The organism is Bacillus luti, assembly GCF_001884105.1.
GTDB classification, from domain to species: Bacteria; Bacillota; Bacilli; order Bacillales; family Bacillaceae_G; genus Bacillus_A; species Bacillus_A luti.
The window spans coordinates 83,689-101,506 of record NZ_MACI01000069.1; the positions used below are offsets into that span (position 1 = coordinate 83,689).

The 17,818-nt window shown below is 32.6% G+C and carries 16 protein-coding genes and 2 pseudogenes; 16 read left to right on the plus strand and 2 right to left on the minus strand.

Annotated features, from left to right (window positions below):
- Positions 1 to 121 precede the first annotated feature (121 nt).
- From BAQ48_RS16490 to BAQ48_RS16500, 3 genes and pseudogenes are all read left to right on the plus strand, one after another.
- Positions 122 to 1,727 (plus strand): annotated as a pseudogene (locus BAQ48_RS16490) (M3 family metallopeptidase).
- Positions 1,728 to 1,749: 22 nt separating this feature from the next.
- Positions 1,750 to 3,141 (plus strand): 5'-methylthioadenosine/adenosylhomocysteine nucleosidase, encoded by a 1,392-nt coding sequence (locus BAQ48_RS16495; RefSeq protein WP_071711941.1) that lies wholly within the window; start codon positions 1,750 to 1,752, stop codon positions 3,139 to 3,141.
- A 79-nt stretch (positions 3,142 to 3,220) separates the two neighbouring features.
- Positions 3,221 to 3,589: pseudogene (locus BAQ48_RS16500) on the plus strand (GNAT family N-acetyltransferase); the annotation flags it as partial.
- A 350-nt stretch (positions 3,590 to 3,939) separates the two neighbouring features.
- On the opposite strand, the gene BAQ48_RS16505 reads toward BAQ48_RS16500, so the two are convergent.
- Positions 3,940 to 4,356, minus strand: a complete 417-nt coding sequence (locus BAQ48_RS16505; protein WP_071711942.1) for a hypothetical protein — start codon at positions 4,354 to 4,356, stop codon at positions 3,940 to 3,942.
- A gap of 122 nt (positions 4,357 to 4,478) precedes the next feature.
- Between BAQ48_RS16505 and BAQ48_RS16510 the strand changes: the two genes are divergently transcribed.
- The 3 genes from BAQ48_RS16510 (at position 4,479) to BAQ48_RS16520 (ending at position 8,371) form a co-directional block, all read left to right on the plus strand.
- Complete coding sequence (locus tag BAQ48_RS16510) at positions 4,479 to 5,126, plus strand: response regulator transcription factor (protein ID WP_071711943.1); 648 nt, start codon at positions 4,479 to 4,481, stop codon at positions 5,124 to 5,126.
- Positions 5,119 to 6,495, plus strand: a complete 1,377-nt coding sequence (locus BAQ48_RS16515; RefSeq protein WP_071711944.1) for a HAMP domain-containing sensor histidine kinase — start codon at positions 5,119 to 5,121, stop codon at positions 6,493 to 6,495. The genes BAQ48_RS16510 and BAQ48_RS16515 overlap by 8 nt, the downstream gene beginning before the upstream one ends.
- A 136-nt stretch (positions 6,496 to 6,631) precedes the next feature.
- Complete coding sequence (locus tag BAQ48_RS16520; protein ID WP_071711945.1) at positions 6,632 to 8,371, plus strand: Xaa-Pro dipeptidyl-peptidase; 1,740 nt, start codon at positions 6,632 to 6,634, stop codon at positions 8,369 to 8,371.
- Between the two features lie 77 nt (positions 8,372 to 8,448).
- On the opposite strand, the gene BAQ48_RS16525 is transcribed toward BAQ48_RS16520, so the two are convergent.
- On the minus strand, positions 8,449 to 8,730 hold the full coding sequence (locus tag BAQ48_RS16525; protein ID WP_071711946.1) for a hypothetical protein: 282 nt from the start codon (positions 8,728 to 8,730) through the stop codon (positions 8,449 to 8,451).
- A gap of 218 nt (positions 8,731 to 8,948) precedes the next feature.
- Here BAQ48_RS16525 and BAQ48_RS16530 point away from each other — a divergent pair, with 218 nt between their 5' ends.
- The 10 genes from BAQ48_RS16530 to dltD all read left to right on the plus strand — a co-directional run bounded on the left by BAQ48_RS16530 (position 8,949) and on the right by dltD (position 17,808).
- Positions 8,949 to 9,509, plus strand: coding sequence for an AAA family ATPase (locus tag BAQ48_RS16530; RefSeq protein WP_071711947.1), 561 nt, complete (start codon positions 8,949 to 8,951; stop codon positions 9,507 to 9,509).
- Between the two features lie 135 nt (positions 9,510 to 9,644).
- Positions 9,645 to 9,911 carry a hypothetical protein gene (locus tag BAQ48_RS16535; RefSeq protein ID WP_000426493.1) on the plus strand — a complete coding sequence of 89 codons (267 nt, stop codon included), beginning with the start codon at positions 9,645 to 9,647 and terminating at the stop codon, positions 9,909 to 9,911.
- 174 nt (positions 9,912 to 10,085) lie between these two features.
- Positions 10,086 to 10,316, plus strand: coding sequence for a hypothetical protein (locus tag BAQ48_RS16540; RefSeq protein WP_000789034.1), 231 nt, complete (start codon positions 10,086 to 10,088; stop codon positions 10,314 to 10,316).
- Positions 10,317 to 10,730: 414 nt separating this feature from the next.
- A complete protein-coding gene (locus BAQ48_RS16545; protein WP_071711948.1) occupies positions 10,731 to 11,174 on the plus strand; it encodes a DUF4279 domain-containing protein in 444 nt (147 codons plus the stop codon).
- A 227-nt stretch (positions 11,175 to 11,401) separates the two neighbouring features.
- Positions 11,402 to 11,758 (plus strand): FtsB family cell division protein, encoded by a 357-nt coding sequence (locus tag BAQ48_RS16550; protein ID WP_001228735.1) that lies wholly within the window; start codon positions 11,402 to 11,404, stop codon positions 11,756 to 11,758.
- 301 nt (positions 11,759 to 12,059) lie between these two features.
- Positions 12,060 to 12,386 carry a DUF3870 domain-containing protein gene (locus BAQ48_RS16555; protein WP_071711949.1) on the plus strand — a complete coding sequence of 109 codons (327 nt, stop codon included), beginning with the start codon at positions 12,060 to 12,062 and terminating at the stop codon, positions 12,384 to 12,386.
- 157 nt (positions 12,387 to 12,543) lie between these two features.
- Positions 12,544 to 13,599 (plus strand): dipeptide epimerase, encoded by a 1,056-nt coding sequence (locus tag BAQ48_RS16560; protein WP_116758530.1) that lies wholly within the window; start codon positions 12,544 to 12,546, stop codon positions 13,597 to 13,599.
- Positions 13,600 to 13,646: 47 nt separating this feature from the next.
- Positions 13,647 to 14,648, plus strand: coding sequence for a C40 family peptidase (locus BAQ48_RS16565; RefSeq protein ID WP_071711951.1), 1,002 nt, complete (start codon positions 13,647 to 13,649; stop codon positions 14,646 to 14,648).
- A 20-nt stretch (positions 14,649 to 14,668) separates the two neighbouring features.
- On the plus strand, positions 14,669 to 16,291 hold the full coding sequence (locus tag BAQ48_RS16570; RefSeq protein WP_071711952.1) for a peptide ABC transporter substrate-binding protein: 1,623 nt from the start codon (positions 14,669 to 14,671) through the stop codon (positions 16,289 to 16,291).
- 335 nt (positions 16,292 to 16,626) lie between these two features.
- Positions 16,627 to 17,808, plus strand: coding sequence for a D-alanyl-lipoteichoic acid biosynthesis protein DltD (gene dltD / locus BAQ48_RS16575; protein WP_071711953.1), 1,182 nt, complete (start codon positions 16,627 to 16,629; stop codon positions 17,806 to 17,808).
- Positions 17,809 to 17,818 lie beyond the last annotated feature (10 nt).

The window sequence follows — 17,818 nt, forward strand, 5'->3', positions numbered from 1 at the left end:
AATGTTAAACTGGATTCATTTAAGGAAGAATATTTAAAAATATTAAAATATTGTGGGTTCGTATATAATTATGGAGAGATTAACTTTCTGTAACTATTTGTAAAAATAGGAGGCTAATAAAATGAATATGCTTATACAAGCTCCGACTAACTGGGATTTATGCAGATTATATTCCAATGAACAGGAACTTATGATTTCTATAGAACAGCTAACAGTAGAATATAAAGCAACAAAAGACCAAGTAATCCTTTCACAACTTATACAGGAAATCGAAAAAGCAGAGTATTACTTATATTGCCGATCTATTGAAGATGATAAACAACCTGAAGATGCTTTACTAAGTGTAAAAACAAATCAATTAAAGAAAGAAGTTCAACTATTAATAGAATCTAGTAAGGAACAAAGTGTTAACAATCCAATTATTAGCCTATTAGAAAATGAACTAAAAGCTTTGGAAAACATGTATATACAATTACGAAACAAGATTGAAGTAATACATGGTAAAGAAACTTTATTTTATGGACAAGCAAACTACGTTGCAATGAATAGTGATGATCATAATAAAAGATTAAAAGTATTTGATTCTCTTACAAATGCTTTGAATAAGAAAAAAAGGGATCTTTGCCACTGTATTGAATCAAATAGGGAGATTACGTAATGCAAAAAGTAATGAAATAGAAGATAGAGAAATTTTAACACAATCACTTCGTGCGAATGGCATTTCAGAAACTGTATTATTGCAAATGTGGAATGCAACAGAAGAAAATCTTGATAAATTAGTAAGTGTTTTAAACGTATATAAGAAGGATAAAGCTTCAATTACATGGCATGAACTCATGACGTTAAAAGAAAATAATGAGAACGTGATCCCGTTTTCGGTAGCAGTACAAAACATATATGATGCATTAAAAAATATAGATGAAGAATTAGGAGAATTTGCACGGGGTGCAATAGAGAATGGATGGGTAGATGCGGAACCGAGAGATGATAAACCACCAGGTGGGTTTTGCGCTCCTTTTTTCAGTGAAAAGGAATCGCGAATCTCTATGCGATATGACGGAAGTATCGATAGTTTAAGAGTACTTGCTCACGAATTAGGTCACGCTTGGCATTTTTATAATATGAGTTTTGAACAGTCTAGTTCATTTTTAGATGATTATTTGCCAATGAGTACAGCTGAATCGGCGTCTATTTTCTTTGAAACTGTACTCATAAACTATTTAATTGAAACTACAGAGTGTATTGATATGAAAAAGTCATTGCTTAGTTGGAAAATAAGAAACTGTTTTAATTATGTTATGGCTATTCGAGCATCGTTTCAATTTGAGAAGAAGTTTTATGAGAAACGTAAAGATGGTCCTTTAAGTGCTGATGAAATTGAAAAACTATCAATAAGGGCACAAGAAGAAGCGTATGGAAATGCTTTAAGTGAATATCAGCCATTTGTATGGATGAAATATGTTCAGTTTTATATTGCTGATGTTCCTTTTTATAATTATCCATACACATTCGGATATTTGGCGAGTTTTAGTTTATTAGAGATAGCGAAAGAAAGTAAAGGTACTTTTCATTCGAACTATAAAAAGTTTTTACGAGAAACAGGAAAATCTCCTGTGGAAGAACTTATGAAAAAACATTTTGAAATAGATATAGCAAGCTATACATTCTGGGATAACGCTTTTAGACAAATTTCTAAAGACATTGATGAATATTTGAGGCTTTTTTAGAGTGAAAAAGGGGACTACATACATGAACAGAATCGGCATTATCGGAGCAATGCAAATTGAAATAGACTTACTTTTAGAAAGACTAGTTATAGAAGAAGAACAGACGATTGCGGGAATGCCTTTTTACATTGGCGAATTCATGGGAACAAAAGTAATTATTACACGTTCTGGTGTAGGGAAAGTAAATGCAGCCGCATGTACGCAAACATTAATTCATAAATTTGATGTAGATGCTATCATCAATACGGGTGTTGCTGGCGGGTTACATCCGGATGTGAAAGTTGGTGATATAGTGATTTCAACAAATGTTACCCATCATGATGTAAGTAAGACTCAAATGAAAAACTTATTCCCGTTCCAAGAAGAATTTAATGCAAGTAAGAAATTAATAGAATTAGCACGTAAAGCGTGCAATAGCAGTAATTTACATATGAAGGTTCATGAAGGAAGAATTGTAAGCGGTGAATGTTTTGTTGAAGATTCAAAACTAAAAGCGAAATTAATAGATGAATATGCACCGCATTGTACAGAAATGGAAGGTGCAGCAATTGGACATGTCGCCTACATAAATGAAGTACCATTTCTCGTTATACGATGTATTTCTGACAGTGCAGACGATGAAGCTCAAATTTCTTATGATGACTTCGCGAAAACTGCCGCAAATTATTGTTCAGAAATTATCGTTGAGATGCTGAAAAATATTTCGAGTAAAACTTATAGTTCAAAAGGAGAGAATGACATGTTACAAGCATTAATTTTTGATATGGACGGAACGTTATTTCAAACTGATAAAATTTTAGAGTTATCGTTAGATGATACTTTTGATCATTTAAGATCATTACAATTATGGGATACGGTAACGCCAATTGAAAAATACCGTGAAATCATGGGTGTGCCGTTACCGAAAGTTTGGGAAGCTTTATTACCGAATCATTCTATTGAAGTAAGAGAACAAACAGATGCATATTTTTTAGAAAGATTAATTGAAAACATTAAAAGCGGAAAAGGTGCCTTATATCCGAACGTAAAAGAAATTTTTACATACATAAAAGAAAATAATTGTTCAATTTATATTGCTAGTAATGGTTTAACTGAATACTTACGAGCAATTGTATCGTATTATGCTTTAGATCAATGGGTTACTGAAACATTTAGTATTGAACAAATAAACTCACTTAATAAAAGCGACTTAGTAAAAAGTATTTTGAACAAATATGATATAAAAGAAGCAGCTGTAGTTGGTGACCGATTATCTGATATAAATGCAGCGAAAGATAACGGTTTAATCGCAATTGGATGCAATTTTGATTTTGCGCAAGAAGAGGAACTTGCTCAGGCAGATATAGTAATAGATGATTTACTGGAGTTGAAGGGGATAGTATCTGGAGTGAAGAATACGCATGCTACGAGTTGAATAAGGTAATAATCATAAAAATGCTCAGAATAAATGATTCTTGAGCATTTTTATGTATTTTCATAGAGGAGGAATTAACTTGAAAGATATATACATTCAACAAATTGAAGATTTAATGATATACGAATACGACTATCTTGTTCAAGAAAGTAAAGACGAAGGATTTAATTTCCTATTAAAACTAATAAATGAATATGAAAATGAGATAAATACATTTAATAAAACTGTTGAATGTTTATATGGTATTTTTCAAGGAGAAAAGTTAATTGGAATTGGAGGGTTAAATGTGGATCCATATACAGAAAACAATAAGATTGGCCGGTTAAGGAGATTTTATATTTCAAAGGACTATAGGCGTACAGGGTTAGGGAACTTATTATTAAATCGCCTATTAAGTCATACGGAAAAATATTTTCAAATTGTTGTTTTACATACAGATACAAAAAGGTGGCATGAATGCTAGAGCGTCAAACAGTCTAGTAATAGACGAAAAGACCTAGCATTCAAACTCAAGCCCCCGCCGAAACGTTTTATCTCAGTGGGGGAGTTGACGCTTGTCCAACAAATCAGTGTGGACAATTAAATGATTATATAAGGATTGGAACTTAAAAATAGGGAGAGTTTTAGAGGGATTTCAAACTTAAAGATAACGGTTTAATTGCGTATAGAAGTAGCTATCATTTTTTGAAGGCTAATAGTAAAAATAATGTTTGTATAATTTCGTATACCAATTTAATAGTACAAAAAAGAACCTCATCAACTAAATTTTAGTTGATGAGGTAACTTTTCTGTAATCAATTACATTTTAACTTTCATCTGTTTCAATAGAACCTTTGGATCACCTTTCACATAATAAAAATGAGGATTATTTTCATCATCGTAAAGCATAATATAAGGTTTTTCATTCAGAGGAAGTAAAATAAGTACTTCATCAATCGTTGAATGTAACCATTGATTTGCGATAGAAACTGGTTTAGTTAAAGGGATTTTTATCATATGGCCATCTTTCGGAACGACGTTTAAGTTTTTAAATGGACCAGTGATTGCTTTAGCGTATTGGACTGCCTCTTTTTCAATTGCTGGATCTAAAGATTGTTTTTGAACGACCATTTCTTTTTGACAATCAAACACTTCAATTTGTTTATTTATATTTGCAAAAGCATTTGTTGATAATAAGAAAAACAGAAAAGCAATGACCCCGATTTTTTTAAACATAATACAACACCTCATTATTACTATGCCCTCAGATGCTATAAATATTTTTCTGTCACATTCATGTAACAAAGACGTTGTATGATACAATTGGTTTTTTGCTTAAAAGTAATGGAGGAATAAGAGTGAAAGTATTAATCGCAGATGATGAACAAGATATGTTGAAAATTTTAAAAGCTTATTTTGAAAAAGAAGGCTTTGAGGTTTTGTTAGCGAAAGACGGGGAAGAAGCACTTCAAATTTTTTATGATGAGAGAGTAGATTTAGCTATATTAGATTGGATGATGCCGAAACAGAGTGGTATTGCAGTCTGTCAGGAAATAAAAAAGAATTCAAGTGTAAAAGTGTTAATGCTAACAGCGAAAAGTGAAAGTGAAGACGAATTAGCTGCGCTTCAAAGTGGAGCAGATGAATACGTAAAAAAGCCATTTCATCCAGGGGTATTAATTACTCGAGCGAAAAAGCTTGTACAGCATGATGATGTAATTCAAGTGCAAGATGTTAAGATCAATTTCGCGAAAAATAAAGTGTTTAAAAATGATATAGAGTTAGAAATTACAAAAACCGAACTACAGTTAATAAAGTGCTTTTTGCAACATAAAGGGATGATTTTAACTCGTAAAAAGCTGTTAGATATCGTATGGGGATTTGACTATTTTGGGGAAGAGCGAACGGTTGATACGCATGTAAGAAGATTGCGTAAGAAAATAGGAGAGAATGTTATAAAGACGCATCGCGGGCTTGGATATAGTTTGGAGGAACAAAGTGAATAAACTCGGAAAAAAGCTATTTCTCAGCATTTCTTTAACGGTCATTCTAATTTTTACGATTTCATTATTATTAATCAACTATCTCTTACCGAAATATCATATTTACAAAACACGTGAGAATTTGGATGAATTTACAACACAAATACAAAATACATCGGTTAAAGATTTTGAAGAAGTTATTCATACAATCGAAAGTGAAAATAACGTTACAATTGCATATACACCAATCAATCAGTCAGAAGATGATATGAATGAAGCTTTACGCATGCAACTTACGAAAAAGAAAGTAACGTTAAATAAACTTTGGATTACGAAAGACGAAGTACTAAAAGTGAAAATGGAAGGGCAATCGAATAAACTGTATGATCAAGAGAAGTTAAAAGCCAGCTTCTTTGCTAAATATATTGCGAAAGATGATTCGCTAATTTTAATTGGGACTTCTATTGCACATTCTAACGAAATTATAAAAACGTTAAATACATTTTATTTATACATTTTTTGTTTCTCACTCCTACTTATTATTTTACTTGTGTGGATACTTTCCAAAATAATAACGACGCCACTGAAAGAGCTAAGTGATGTAGCTCAAGATATTTCACGTTTGAAGTTTAAACGAACGAAAGTGAAAACGAATGATGAAATAGGCGACTTAGCCAATAGTATCAATATTATGAGCGATAAGTTACATGAGGCACATCAAGATTTAACAGATCGGAATGAACATTTAAAACGATTCATGGGTGATGTTACTCATGAATTAAAAACACCAATCGCATTAGTAAAAGCATACTCTATCGGAATAAAAGACGGTTTAGATGATGGTACATACTTAAATACCATTATTAAACAAACAGATCAAATATCAAACTTAATTGAAGAACTATTACGATTTTCCAAATTAGAAAGAGATAGTTTACAAAAAGAAGAATTCCCTATTGAACCACTAGTCCAAAGTATAATAGATAAGCATAAGATTGAATTGGAGTCGAAAGAAATTAAGTTGCGAGTGAAATACAATGCGGATGATTCGATTGTTTATGCGGATGTAAATAAAATGGGAATGGTGTTTCAAAACTTTATTTCTAATGCAATCAAATATACTACGAATCAAAATATAAAAATTAATTTAGAAGAGAGAATAGATGGTGTTTATTTTAGTATTCAAAACGGTATTGATGCTGAACAAATTAAAGATATCGATAAAATTTGGGAACCTTTTTACGTTTTAGAGTCTTCGCGAAGTAAAGAAAAATCAGGTACAGGATTAGGACTAGCGATAGTAAAAAGTATTTTAGAGAGACATAGTTTTGATTATGGTGTCTCTATTATAAATGAAGAGATACAATTTTATGTGAATATAAAAAAAGGCTAATGTAGGATTAGTCTTTTTTTACTGTTTGAGAAATTATCGATAATAGATAATTTCTCAACTTTTATATAAAATTAAAACTGAATTTTCAGTTATTTTGTTATATAGTAAAAGAGAGCAATTAAGGGGAGGGAACATTTTGAGTAAAAAGAAAATAGCAATTACACTGTCAGCAATGCTATCTGCAACTTTTATACCTAACTTGACAACGGATGTGCATGCAGAGAAGAAAGAAGAGACAAGCAGTACGAAAATTGAATTAGAAAATGGGATGACAAAACCAATTTATTCTCTTGATGAAGCAATTATTGAAAATTTATTTGTAGAGACAGAAGTTGATAGTGATCGCGATGGTAAAAGGGACCGTGTATCGATAAAGGTTATGCGTCCAAAGACTGATCCAAATGTGAAAGTTCCTGTTATTTATGAAATGAGCCCGTATCGGTCAGGGTTAAAAGATGTTCCAGTTTATAATGTAGATGAAGAATTGTATGCGTATGGTGGAAAGCCATATGGGGCGGTTAATCTTGGCTCATACGGAAACTATTACGTGCCAAGAGGTTATGCTGTTATTTTAGGGGAAAGTATTGGGACTGGTAAATCAGATGGATGTCCTACAACTGGAGATGAACAAGAAATACTTGGGACGAAGTCTGTCATTGATTGGGTGAATGGACGTGCGAAGGCATACACAGAAAATGGTGAGGAAGTTAAGGCTGATTGGTCTACAGGAAATGTAGGTATGACAGGGGTTTCTTACAATGGTACATTACCAAATGCTGTTGCAACGACTGGAGTTGAAGGATTAAAAACGATTATTCCAATCGCAGCGATTAGTAGTTGGTACGATTATTATCGCGCAAATGGTGCAGTCATTGCTCCAGGTGGATATCAAGGAGAAGATACAGATAATATGGCAGAGGCAGTGCTGACAAGACAGAATCCAGAAGTTTGTGGCCCGATAATTAAAGAACTCACTGCTGGACAAGACCGGAAAACTGGTGATTATAATGATTTTTGGGATAAACGAAACTATGTCAAAGATGCTAAAAACATAAAAGCAAGCGTATTCGTCGTTCATGGTTTAAATGATTGGAATGTAAAAACGAAGCAGTTCGCGCAATGGTGGGATGCGCTTGGAGAAAATGATGTACCTCGTAAAATGTGGTTACATCAAGGTGGACACGGCGGAACATCAAGTAATAACTGGCAGCAAACACAAAATAAATGGTTAGACTATTGGTTGTACGGAATTGAAAATGGAATTATGGATGAACCAATGGTTGATGTACAACGAGAAAATAAAACATGGGAAAAGTTGAAAAATTGGCCAGATCCAGCAGCTGTTCCATCAAAAATTCGTATGTATTTAAGTAATAAAGCAGTTAATTTACCATTAGGTATGGGATCTATTAATAAAGTTTTCTCGATTGTAGATGATGCAAAAATCAAATCAAATCAATTAGTAGAAAAACCGGAGCTAGAAGTAGCAAATCGATTAGTGTACACAATGCCTGTACTGCAAAAAGATACACGTATTAGCGGTACACCGAAGATTTCATTTAAAGGAAATATTGATCGCTCTGTATCTAATTTAACGGCATTACTTGTTGATTACGGCGGAGCGAAGCCTGAAATCGTTACGAGAGGTTGGATGGATCCGCAAAACTTAAATAGTATAAAAAATTCAACAGCACTTCAACCAGGTAAAGATTATACATTTACATGGGACATGCAACCAGATGACTATGTATTTAAAGCTGGGCATCAAATAGGAGTAGTTTTAATCGCAAGTGACTACGACTATACAATTAGACCGAAAGCTGGAACGAAACTAACAGTAAAATTAAGTGAAGTGACATTACCGATTGTGAAATAAATGGTTAAAACAAAGAGCTTACGATAGTAAGTTCTTTGTTTTTTTGAAATGATACTGTATAGAAATGTGATGATATATTATGAACTTTTATTGGTAGAAACAAAAAAACTTATAACAAATAAAACTATTGCATTAATGAATAAGAGCCCACTAAAGGTCAGCCCCGCAATAGCTCCAGCGAACCCATCTCCTACTTTTTCACCAATCACGTGCAAAGTGGTGAAGAAAACAAGGGGAGAAGCAAGAATGAAAATACAACTAGCTATTTTCCATGTTTGCTTATATTTCTTTGCTATAAAGAAAATTAGTGTATTAAAAGCGATAAGAAGAAAAAGAAATCCAATTAATGAATTCATCATATCCTCCTTTTGAGAATTCCACATATTTATTTTGAAGGGAATATTATATAATGGAATTACATTATATGGAAATCGATATTACCAAGAACGTTTTTTAAAATTCTCGAAGAAATGTTAGAATTGGGACGAGTCATTATTCCATTTCTTCAGGATAATTTTAAAGTTGCTATAAAAGTAACTGCCTTATTTTCAATCTTATGTGGTTCGGAGGAAAAAATATGAAATTCATAATAATATTTGGCCCACAAGCAGTTGGGAAAATGACGGTTGGACATGAATTAGAAAAAATAACCGATTTGAAGCTGTTTCATAATCATATGACAATTGATTTTGTTAGTCCATTTTTTGATTACAGTACTAAGGAAGCAAAAAGGTTAGTGAGTTTGTTTCGGAATGAACTATTTGAAGAAGTGTCTAAAAGTAACTTATATGGAATGATATTTACATATGTTTGGGCGTTTGACCTACAATCTGACTGGGAATATATAAATCATATAGTAAGTATTTTTGAATCAAAAGGTGGAACAGTATATTTTGTAGAGCTGGAAGCAGACTTAGATGAACGATTAGAACGTAATAAAAGTCCGCATAGATTAGAGCATAAACCGAAAAAAAGAGATATTGAGTGGTCTGAAAAAAATTTAAAAGAGACATTAAAAAAACATAGGGTGAATTCACTGCATGGTGAAATTAAAAGTGAAGAATATATAAAAATTAATAACACGCATGTAACTGCTAGAGTAGTAGCAAAAATGATTAAAGAGAAATTTAAATTATAAAGCTTATTGAATTTATGCATTCATCGTCCAAGCATTCTCCTAAAAATTTCATAAAATACTTATATTAAAGGAGATTATTGTAAAATAATCGTTATTTTAAATGAAAATTTAATATAAGAAAGTAGGGAAATAAACTTGGAAAATGCACAACCAGGAAGAGTCGAAAATCAAGTTTATTCGAATAGAGTTTTAAGATCAGAGTTCGATGAGAATTGGACAACTTGTATTTCAAAAAGTGGTTATGTAAATTATATAGCTACAAGTAATGGTGCAGAAGTAATTGTATTACTTGCTGATGGTTCGAGAAAATTATTAGTGTTCGATAAAGGTGGAAAAGTAATAGTGGGTGGCGGTGGTACGAGTCACTATAGTAAACCGCATGTGGCAATCGATATTGTGTAACGCATGGTATACTAAGTAAGCATTTCCTATTTTGGGAAATGCTTTTTTATGTTATAGTATAATAGTGTTTAAAGATGATGTTATTTTAATATAATTCAAATCTTGTTATGTATTATTTTTATATTAAATAACCATTCAACGTATTTTTTTATATAAGGAGTAATAATTAGGGAAATGAAAAATATAGATTTTATACTAGAAAGTGATGAGAGATTAAAACCGTCTGAACGATTAGTACTATTATTATTAGAGAAACATAGAATGTTATATACGAACGATCTATTGGCGTTATCTAATTTATCTTACAAAACACTAACAGATTCATTAACTGCGCTTGTTTTAAAGTCATATGTGTTAAAGGAAACTGGTAAGGGTAGAAGGCAGAATTGTTATAGATTAGTTTGATTTCAAAGACTTATTACATAGTTTTTTCAAATGTAAGGCTTAATTTTATTTTAGTTTTCAATTGAAAAAAGTAAATAAATAACTGTTGTTTGATACGTGTAAAGTGCTGCTGTTTTCAAATTATAATTTCGTTTCATTTTTGTAACTGCAATGAAGTTGTGATAAAAAACGATAGTATTTAAAAAAATACAAAAATGAAATGTGAAAAACAATCCGTTAACAAGCGGGTTGTTTTTTTATTGGAATAATAAATCATTAAAATAATAGTATTATGTAAACTTTTTAAATAGAGAAAGAATGCATCATTTTTAATAGAAGTACAATTAAAAGTGCAGTGGTTGTAGGTTAAACTTTAGTTTATATTTAAATAGAATAATTAAAGAATGTTATTATTTTAATAAAGGTGTGAGAGTATTGGATGAGACTCAAGTCATGATTTACTTTAATCTGTACGGAGATAAATTCCCATTAGAGGTTGTTTCAGAACGATTGAAAGTAAGCCCAACAAAAAGTTTTAGCAAAGGAGACATAATTAGCAAAACAAATGAAAGTGATAGCGAAAGTCGAACAAGAAGCTATACATCATGGGAACTAGGTACAGGATATAAGGAATCACTTGATGTAGGGGAAATGATGGAGCAAGTAATTGTACAAATAAAAGATAAGTCAGCCATTATAAATGAACTAAAAAGAGAATTTGGATTAGAATGTAGGTTCACCATTGTAATTAAAATGAACGATGGACATACACCAGCATTTCATTTAGATATTTCTGTGATTGATTTCGCCAACAGAATTAAAGCTGATTTTGATATAGACTTATATGTTAATCCTTATATTGAGGAGAGCCTGTGCTAAGTAAGAAAACTCTTCTACAATAGTAGAAAAAGAATAACATAAACTACTATTTTATTGCAGCATACATAAAAAAAATCGGTGGAAATATGGAAATGTCGTCGAATGCTATCTTTAATTGGTTAATTTATGAGATATTTTTGTGAAGGAGCTTATTTTATAAGAATAGAATTTAGTTAAGTAAGAAAACGTGCCGATGGTAGTGAAAAATATGGGTTAGGGGGATTTGAATGAGGAAACTCAAACGAGTAAATGTTCCTAATATACCAGAGCAACAATCACAGCCTAGTCACAATCGTACTATAAACAAAAAGAAGTTAAGGCGGCTTATTTTAATGGCTCTTTTTATTGCGGCAACTACTTTGTACGTTCAATATATTTTAACGAAGCAACAAGAGATAATAATGAATAAAAAGGATACGATTACGAATCAAAAGAAGCAATTAGTTTCATTAAAGAAGGATCAATCGTCTTTAAAGACTAATATCGAGAATTTAACGGATAATGAAGAAGAAATCTTGAAGTTTGCGAGAAAAGAATATCAATTTTCTAAGTCGAACGAAACAGTGTTTGTATTACCAAAGTAACGAAACAGTTAGCGATAGCTAACTGTTTTTTATTTGTGTAAGAAGTGTGGAAAAGAAGAAATGAAATCTTGTCATGGTACAATGACGCATGACATATTTTAAGGTAAAGTGTTAAATCCTTTCTTCAGTTATATAAATGAATATCCTTAATTATGGAATATATGTAAAAATAAATGTTGTTAAAATTCTGATAATTTTATATAATATGCGTAAGCGGATACATTTTTTAATCAACGTTGAGTTTACTGCTCATACGTCTGTTAAGAAAACCGTTATCCTCGTTTAAGAAAGGAAGATAGCTGTGTACGCTTCAAATACGATTTATATCGTAGGGGATGCAAAATCTCCTCAAAACAATCCGATTACAGAGAAGTTTAAAAGCTATTTTGTAGCATTTGTAATTGAAAAGGATACAGGGAAAATTGTTGATGCAGATTGCTCAGCAACAATTGCATTAACATTTCAGTTCGTTAAATATTTATTTTTACATAAAAACATTAACGATCCAGATTTATTAATACAAATAAATAATCGTTATTTCGGTTCATCTCAAAAGGCTCTACTTGTGGCGCTAAAAGATGCGCAGAAAAAATATAATCAGATCGCTGCTTTGTCTACACATTCATAGACAAAATCCAGCCGTAAGAATCTTTCTTATGGCTGGATTTTTTTATTACACATTAATGGTCAGTAGCTCACTTACAGTAAAAGTAAACGAGAAATTAATTGCACATAAAAGCCCAATTTCTTCAATTTAATGTTTCGCTTTATTGGACAACGAAAGGATGAACGATATGAAAATTACTAATGTAAAAGTGAAGCGCCGGCAAGTAAAGCTTCATACCCCTTTTAAAACAGCACTTCGTACAGTAACAGAAATTGAAAGTATCGATGTGTTTGTTCATACAGATAAAGGGATTATCGGCAAAGGCGCGGCAACTGCAACACCAGTTATTACTGGTGACTTTGCAAACGGGATAGAAGAGGCGATTGTAGGACCGATTCGTTCGTGTTTAATTGGCCAAGATATACTTCAATTCCAACAATTATTACAGCGCATTCAAATGAGTTGCATTGGAAATTCGAGTGCGAAAGCAGCAGTAGATATCGCTTTATACGATGTATATTGCCAATATCAAAATGTGCCATTATATGCATTATTAGGCGGGAAGAAAGAGATTCATACAGATATTACAGTGAGTGTGGATGAACCTTTATTTATGGCAAAAGAAGCGAAGAAACATATAGAAAAAGGATTTCAAACATTAAAGATTAAAGTGGGGAAAGAGGCACATTTAGATTTGGAGCGCATTGAGGCAATTCGAAATGTGGTACCAAAAAATACGACGTTACGTTTGGATGCGAATCAAGGCTGGAGTCCAAAAGAAGCGGTATCTATCATTAAAGAGATGGAAAATCGTAATTTAAATATTGAATTTATTGAACAACCAGTACACGCGAAAGATTGGGATGGGTTAAAGTACGTAAAAGAAAATGTAGGGACGCCAATTATGGCTGATGAAAGTATATTTTCAGCAAGTGATGCATTAAAACTCGTTCAAGGAAAATACGCAGATTTAATCAATATTAAATTAATGAAATGTGGTGGCATACGTGAAGCATGGCGTATCGCAGATATTGCAGAAGCAGCTGGTGTGAAGTGTATGGTGGGCAGTATGATGGAATCTTCACTTTCTGTTAGTGCTGTTGCCCATTTAGCGGCAGCTCATCCTAATATTCATTACTTTGACCTTGACGCACCACTGTGGTTAATGGAAGATCCTGAAGGAATGTCATATTCTGGTTCAAAGGTAAACCTCCATTCTACAGTGAATATTTAATCTTAGAAGAAGTGAAAAATTAACTATCTTTTAAGGGGGATATATATATGAAAAAAGTAGGAACTGTATTTTTAACAACTTTATTTATATTTTCATCGTTTACATCGGTAAATGCGGAAGAAAAGAAGGATCGTAAAGCATTTATAGATGTATCAGCAGCTACTCTTTGGACTGCGCCTGATTCATTACGACCAATTGATACACCAAGCGCAACAAATCCAGTTGAGTTGTGGAAGTGGACGAAATCAATGACGCTTGATGAGAAACTATGGTTAACAAGTGCTAATAAATTAGAAACGCAAGCACTACTTGGTCAAGAAGTAACTGTTATTGATAAGAGAGGTGACTGGGCGAAAGTGTTAGTCCATGGTCAGCCAACACCACGAAACGAAGAAGGTTATCCGGGATGGATGCCTGAAAAACAATTAACGTATAATCAGGAATTTGCAGATAAAACAAATGAACCTTTCGTATTAGTAACGAAACCGACAGCCATTTTATATATTAATCCTTCTGAAAAACATAAATCGCTGGAAGTTAGCTATAATACACGTTTGCCGCTACTTAGTGAAGATGCAATTTCATATCGCGTATTATTGCCAAATGGTCAGAAGGCGTGGCTACGGAAAAATGATGGAACGGTTTATCGTTCTCAAAATACTATTCCGGCTCCGATGGCCGATGATTTAATAAACACAGGAAAAATGTTTTTAGGATTACCTTATATATGGGCTGGTACAAGTGGTTTTGGATTTGATTGTTCCGGATTTACACATACGATTTATAAATCACACGGTATTACAATTCCGCGAGATTCTGGACCGCAATCAAAAGCTGGAGTTGCAGTTGATAAAGAAAACTTGCAAAAGGGAGACTTAATCTTCTTTGCTCATAATCAAGGGAAAGGTAGTGTTCATCACGTTGGCATGTATATTGGTGATGGAAATATGATTCATTCTCCAAAAGCTGAAAGATCGGTAGAAATTATACCGCTAAATACACCAGGATATATAGAAGAATTCGCTGGTGCACGTCGTTACTTACCTTAAAACATAGAGGGGGTTTTTAGATGAAAAAGGTTGTTCGCTACTCATTAGTTAGTACTCTATTAGTTTCTTCATTTTTAGTTGGCTGTGCAAAAGAAAAAACAGCTACAAAACCGAAAGATGAGAAGAAAGTATTACAGCTACTAGAAACAGGTGAAATTCCATCACTAAATTCAGGTAAAGTAACAGATGCGGTATCGTTTAACGTATTAAATAACGTAATGGAAGGGCTATTCCGCTTATCAAAAAATGATGAAGTGATCCAGGCAGGGGCGCAAAAATATGAAGTGAGTAAAGATGGAAAGACATATACGTTCTACTTACGTGACGCAAAATGGTCTAATGGAGATCCAGTAACCTCTCATGATTATGTATACGCTTGGAAGCAACTGATTAACCCAGACACTGCTTCTCAATATGCATATATTGCGTATGATGTAAAAAATGCAGAGAAAATAAATAAAAAACAACTAGGACTAGATGAGTTAGGAGTAAAAGCAAAGGATGATAAAACATTCGTTGTAGAGCTAGAACATCCTGTACCGTATTTTACGAAGCTACTCATTTTACCATCCTTCTATCCAATTAATGAAAAGTATGCGAAAGAGCAAGGTGATAAATACGGATTAGAAGCGAACAAAACGATATACAATGGGCCATTTACATTATCAGAGTGGAAGCATGAAGCTAGTTTTACAATGAAGAAAAATGATAAGTATTGGGATAAAAAAGAAGTGAAATTAGATGAAGTCAACTATCAAATTGTAAAAGAAATTTCAACTTCGGTAAATTTATATGAAACAGATAAAGTTGATAGAGCGGTCATATCTACAGAATTTGTAGATAAATATAAAACGAATAAAGAACTAAAACAATATACAGATCCGGTTATGTACTTCTTCCGTTTTAATGAAAATGTACCGATTCTTAAAAATAAAAATGCACGCCTTGCGCTGAGTACAGTGTTTGATAAGAAAGGCCTCGCAACTTCATTTTTAAACGATGGCTCGATAGCTGCAAACTACTACGTACCAAAAGGATTTTTAAAGGGACCAGATAAGAAAGATTTTAGAAGTACAGCAGGTGAGTTTAATAAGACAGATGTAAAGCTGGCTAAGGAGTATTGGGAAAAAGCAAAACAAGAGACAGGCACGAATGAAGTGACGTTAGAACTATTAAACTATGACCTAGAAAACTTTAAAAAAGTAGGAGAATACATTAAAGAGCAGCTTGAGAAAAATTTACCAGGCTTAAAAGTAAATGTGAAATTGCAGCCGCATACTCAAAAACTAGCACTTGAGAAGAAGAAAGAGTATGAAATGTCATTATCACGTTGGTTACCTGATTATCCAGATCCAATGACTTACTTAGAAGTGTTCCTTTCTGGAAGTAGTGTGAATAATACCGGATATGCAAATCCGGAATATGATGCGTTAATTAAAAAGATTAAAACAGAACTGGGTAATGATGAAAAAGCACGCTGGAAAGCACTGCAAGATGCTGAAAAAATACTATTGAATGATGCAGTAATTGCACCGGTATTCCAGCGCGGGTTATCTTACTTGCAAAAACCTTACGTGAAAGATTTATACGTACATCAATTCGGTCCAGCAACAAGTTTGAAGTGGGCAGATGTACAAAAATAAAGGAATGGAGAAACAGATTTCACACGTGTGATAGTCTGTTTTTTCTTTTATATTCAAATGAATTATAGACATTTATTATGTTTTTTCATCTTTGAAAAATAAAATTATTACTAAAATTCCAGTGTGAAATGTATGTAGAATCTTGTATAATTAACGTGTTTCTATGGAAACATTTTCTTGCGCTATTTATATAGGGTTTAATAGAACAAGGAAAGAAATACATACATGTATATAATAGATAAATAGAATGGAACATGTATAGAGAAAAAGGAGAAAAAAATGACGTGTCAAAAACAAGGGTTACAATGTAATAGCGAGAGAAAGAGGAATAGACGATGAAGATGAAGCATGCTTTTGGTCCGATTATTATAGCATGTCTACTCTTTTTTATTGTCGTGCTTATTCCATCTAAAAGTTTCGTATCACTTATTAGCGATAAGAAAGTTGAAGATGCAGCAACTTCCTTACAAAAAGAAAAATTACAAAGTGTTTTCTTACAGCAAAAAATGTTAGAGAATTCGCAGTATTTACCGATGTACGGTTCATCAGAATTTTTACGAATGGATGCATACCATCCGTCTAATTATTTTAAAGTAAATCCAGCAGGTTTTACACCTTATTTAATTGGAATTGGTGGTACACAAAGTTTAGCTCATATATTAAATATGACGTCTACAATGGATGAGTTAGAAGGTAAAAAGGTAGTCTTTGTTCTATCACCACAGTGGTTTACAAAGACAGGGGTATCACAAGGGGATTTCACTAACAATTTCTCAAAGCAACAAGCATATCATTTTATTTTTAATGATGAGATAAATCCTGAAATGAAGAAAAAAATTGCGAAACGTTTACTAGATTATAAAGTTGTTCGTAAAGATGATATATTAAGAAACTCATTAGAAGGTATTGTATATAATGACACAAAACATAACATAAAGGCAGGGATAGTTAAACCACTCGCTTATATGCATCGAAACATTTTAGATCATAGGGATTTGTTTAATTCCTTATTTAAGATTGAACCGATGAAAGAAAAAACAAATATGGGACTACGTTCACTATCTTGGGAAGATGCACGTCAACATGCAGAACAAGAAGGGAAAGCTGAGTCTACTACAAATACATTCGGAATTGAAAACCCGTATTACTATAAACATAATTTTAAGAAAAAATTAAAAGGGCTAAAAAACTTTAGAGCAAATGAATCGTATGATGAATCACCAGAATATGATGACTTACAAATTGTTTTAGATCTTTTCAAAGAAAAAAATGTCGAACCACTCTTTGTTTCTGTTCCTGTAAATGGACCTTGGTATGATTATGCTGGGTTCCCGAAAGAACGCCGTGATGTGTATTATAATAAGGTTCGCGCGCAAGTTGAAAAAGCAGGATATCCAGTAGTTGATTTTTCTGGCCATGAATATGATAAGTATTTCTTAAAAGATACAATTCATTTAGGTTGGAAAGGTTGGATTTACTTTGATGAAGCGGTACAGAAGTTTTATGCTGAGAAATAAAGTAGAGAAA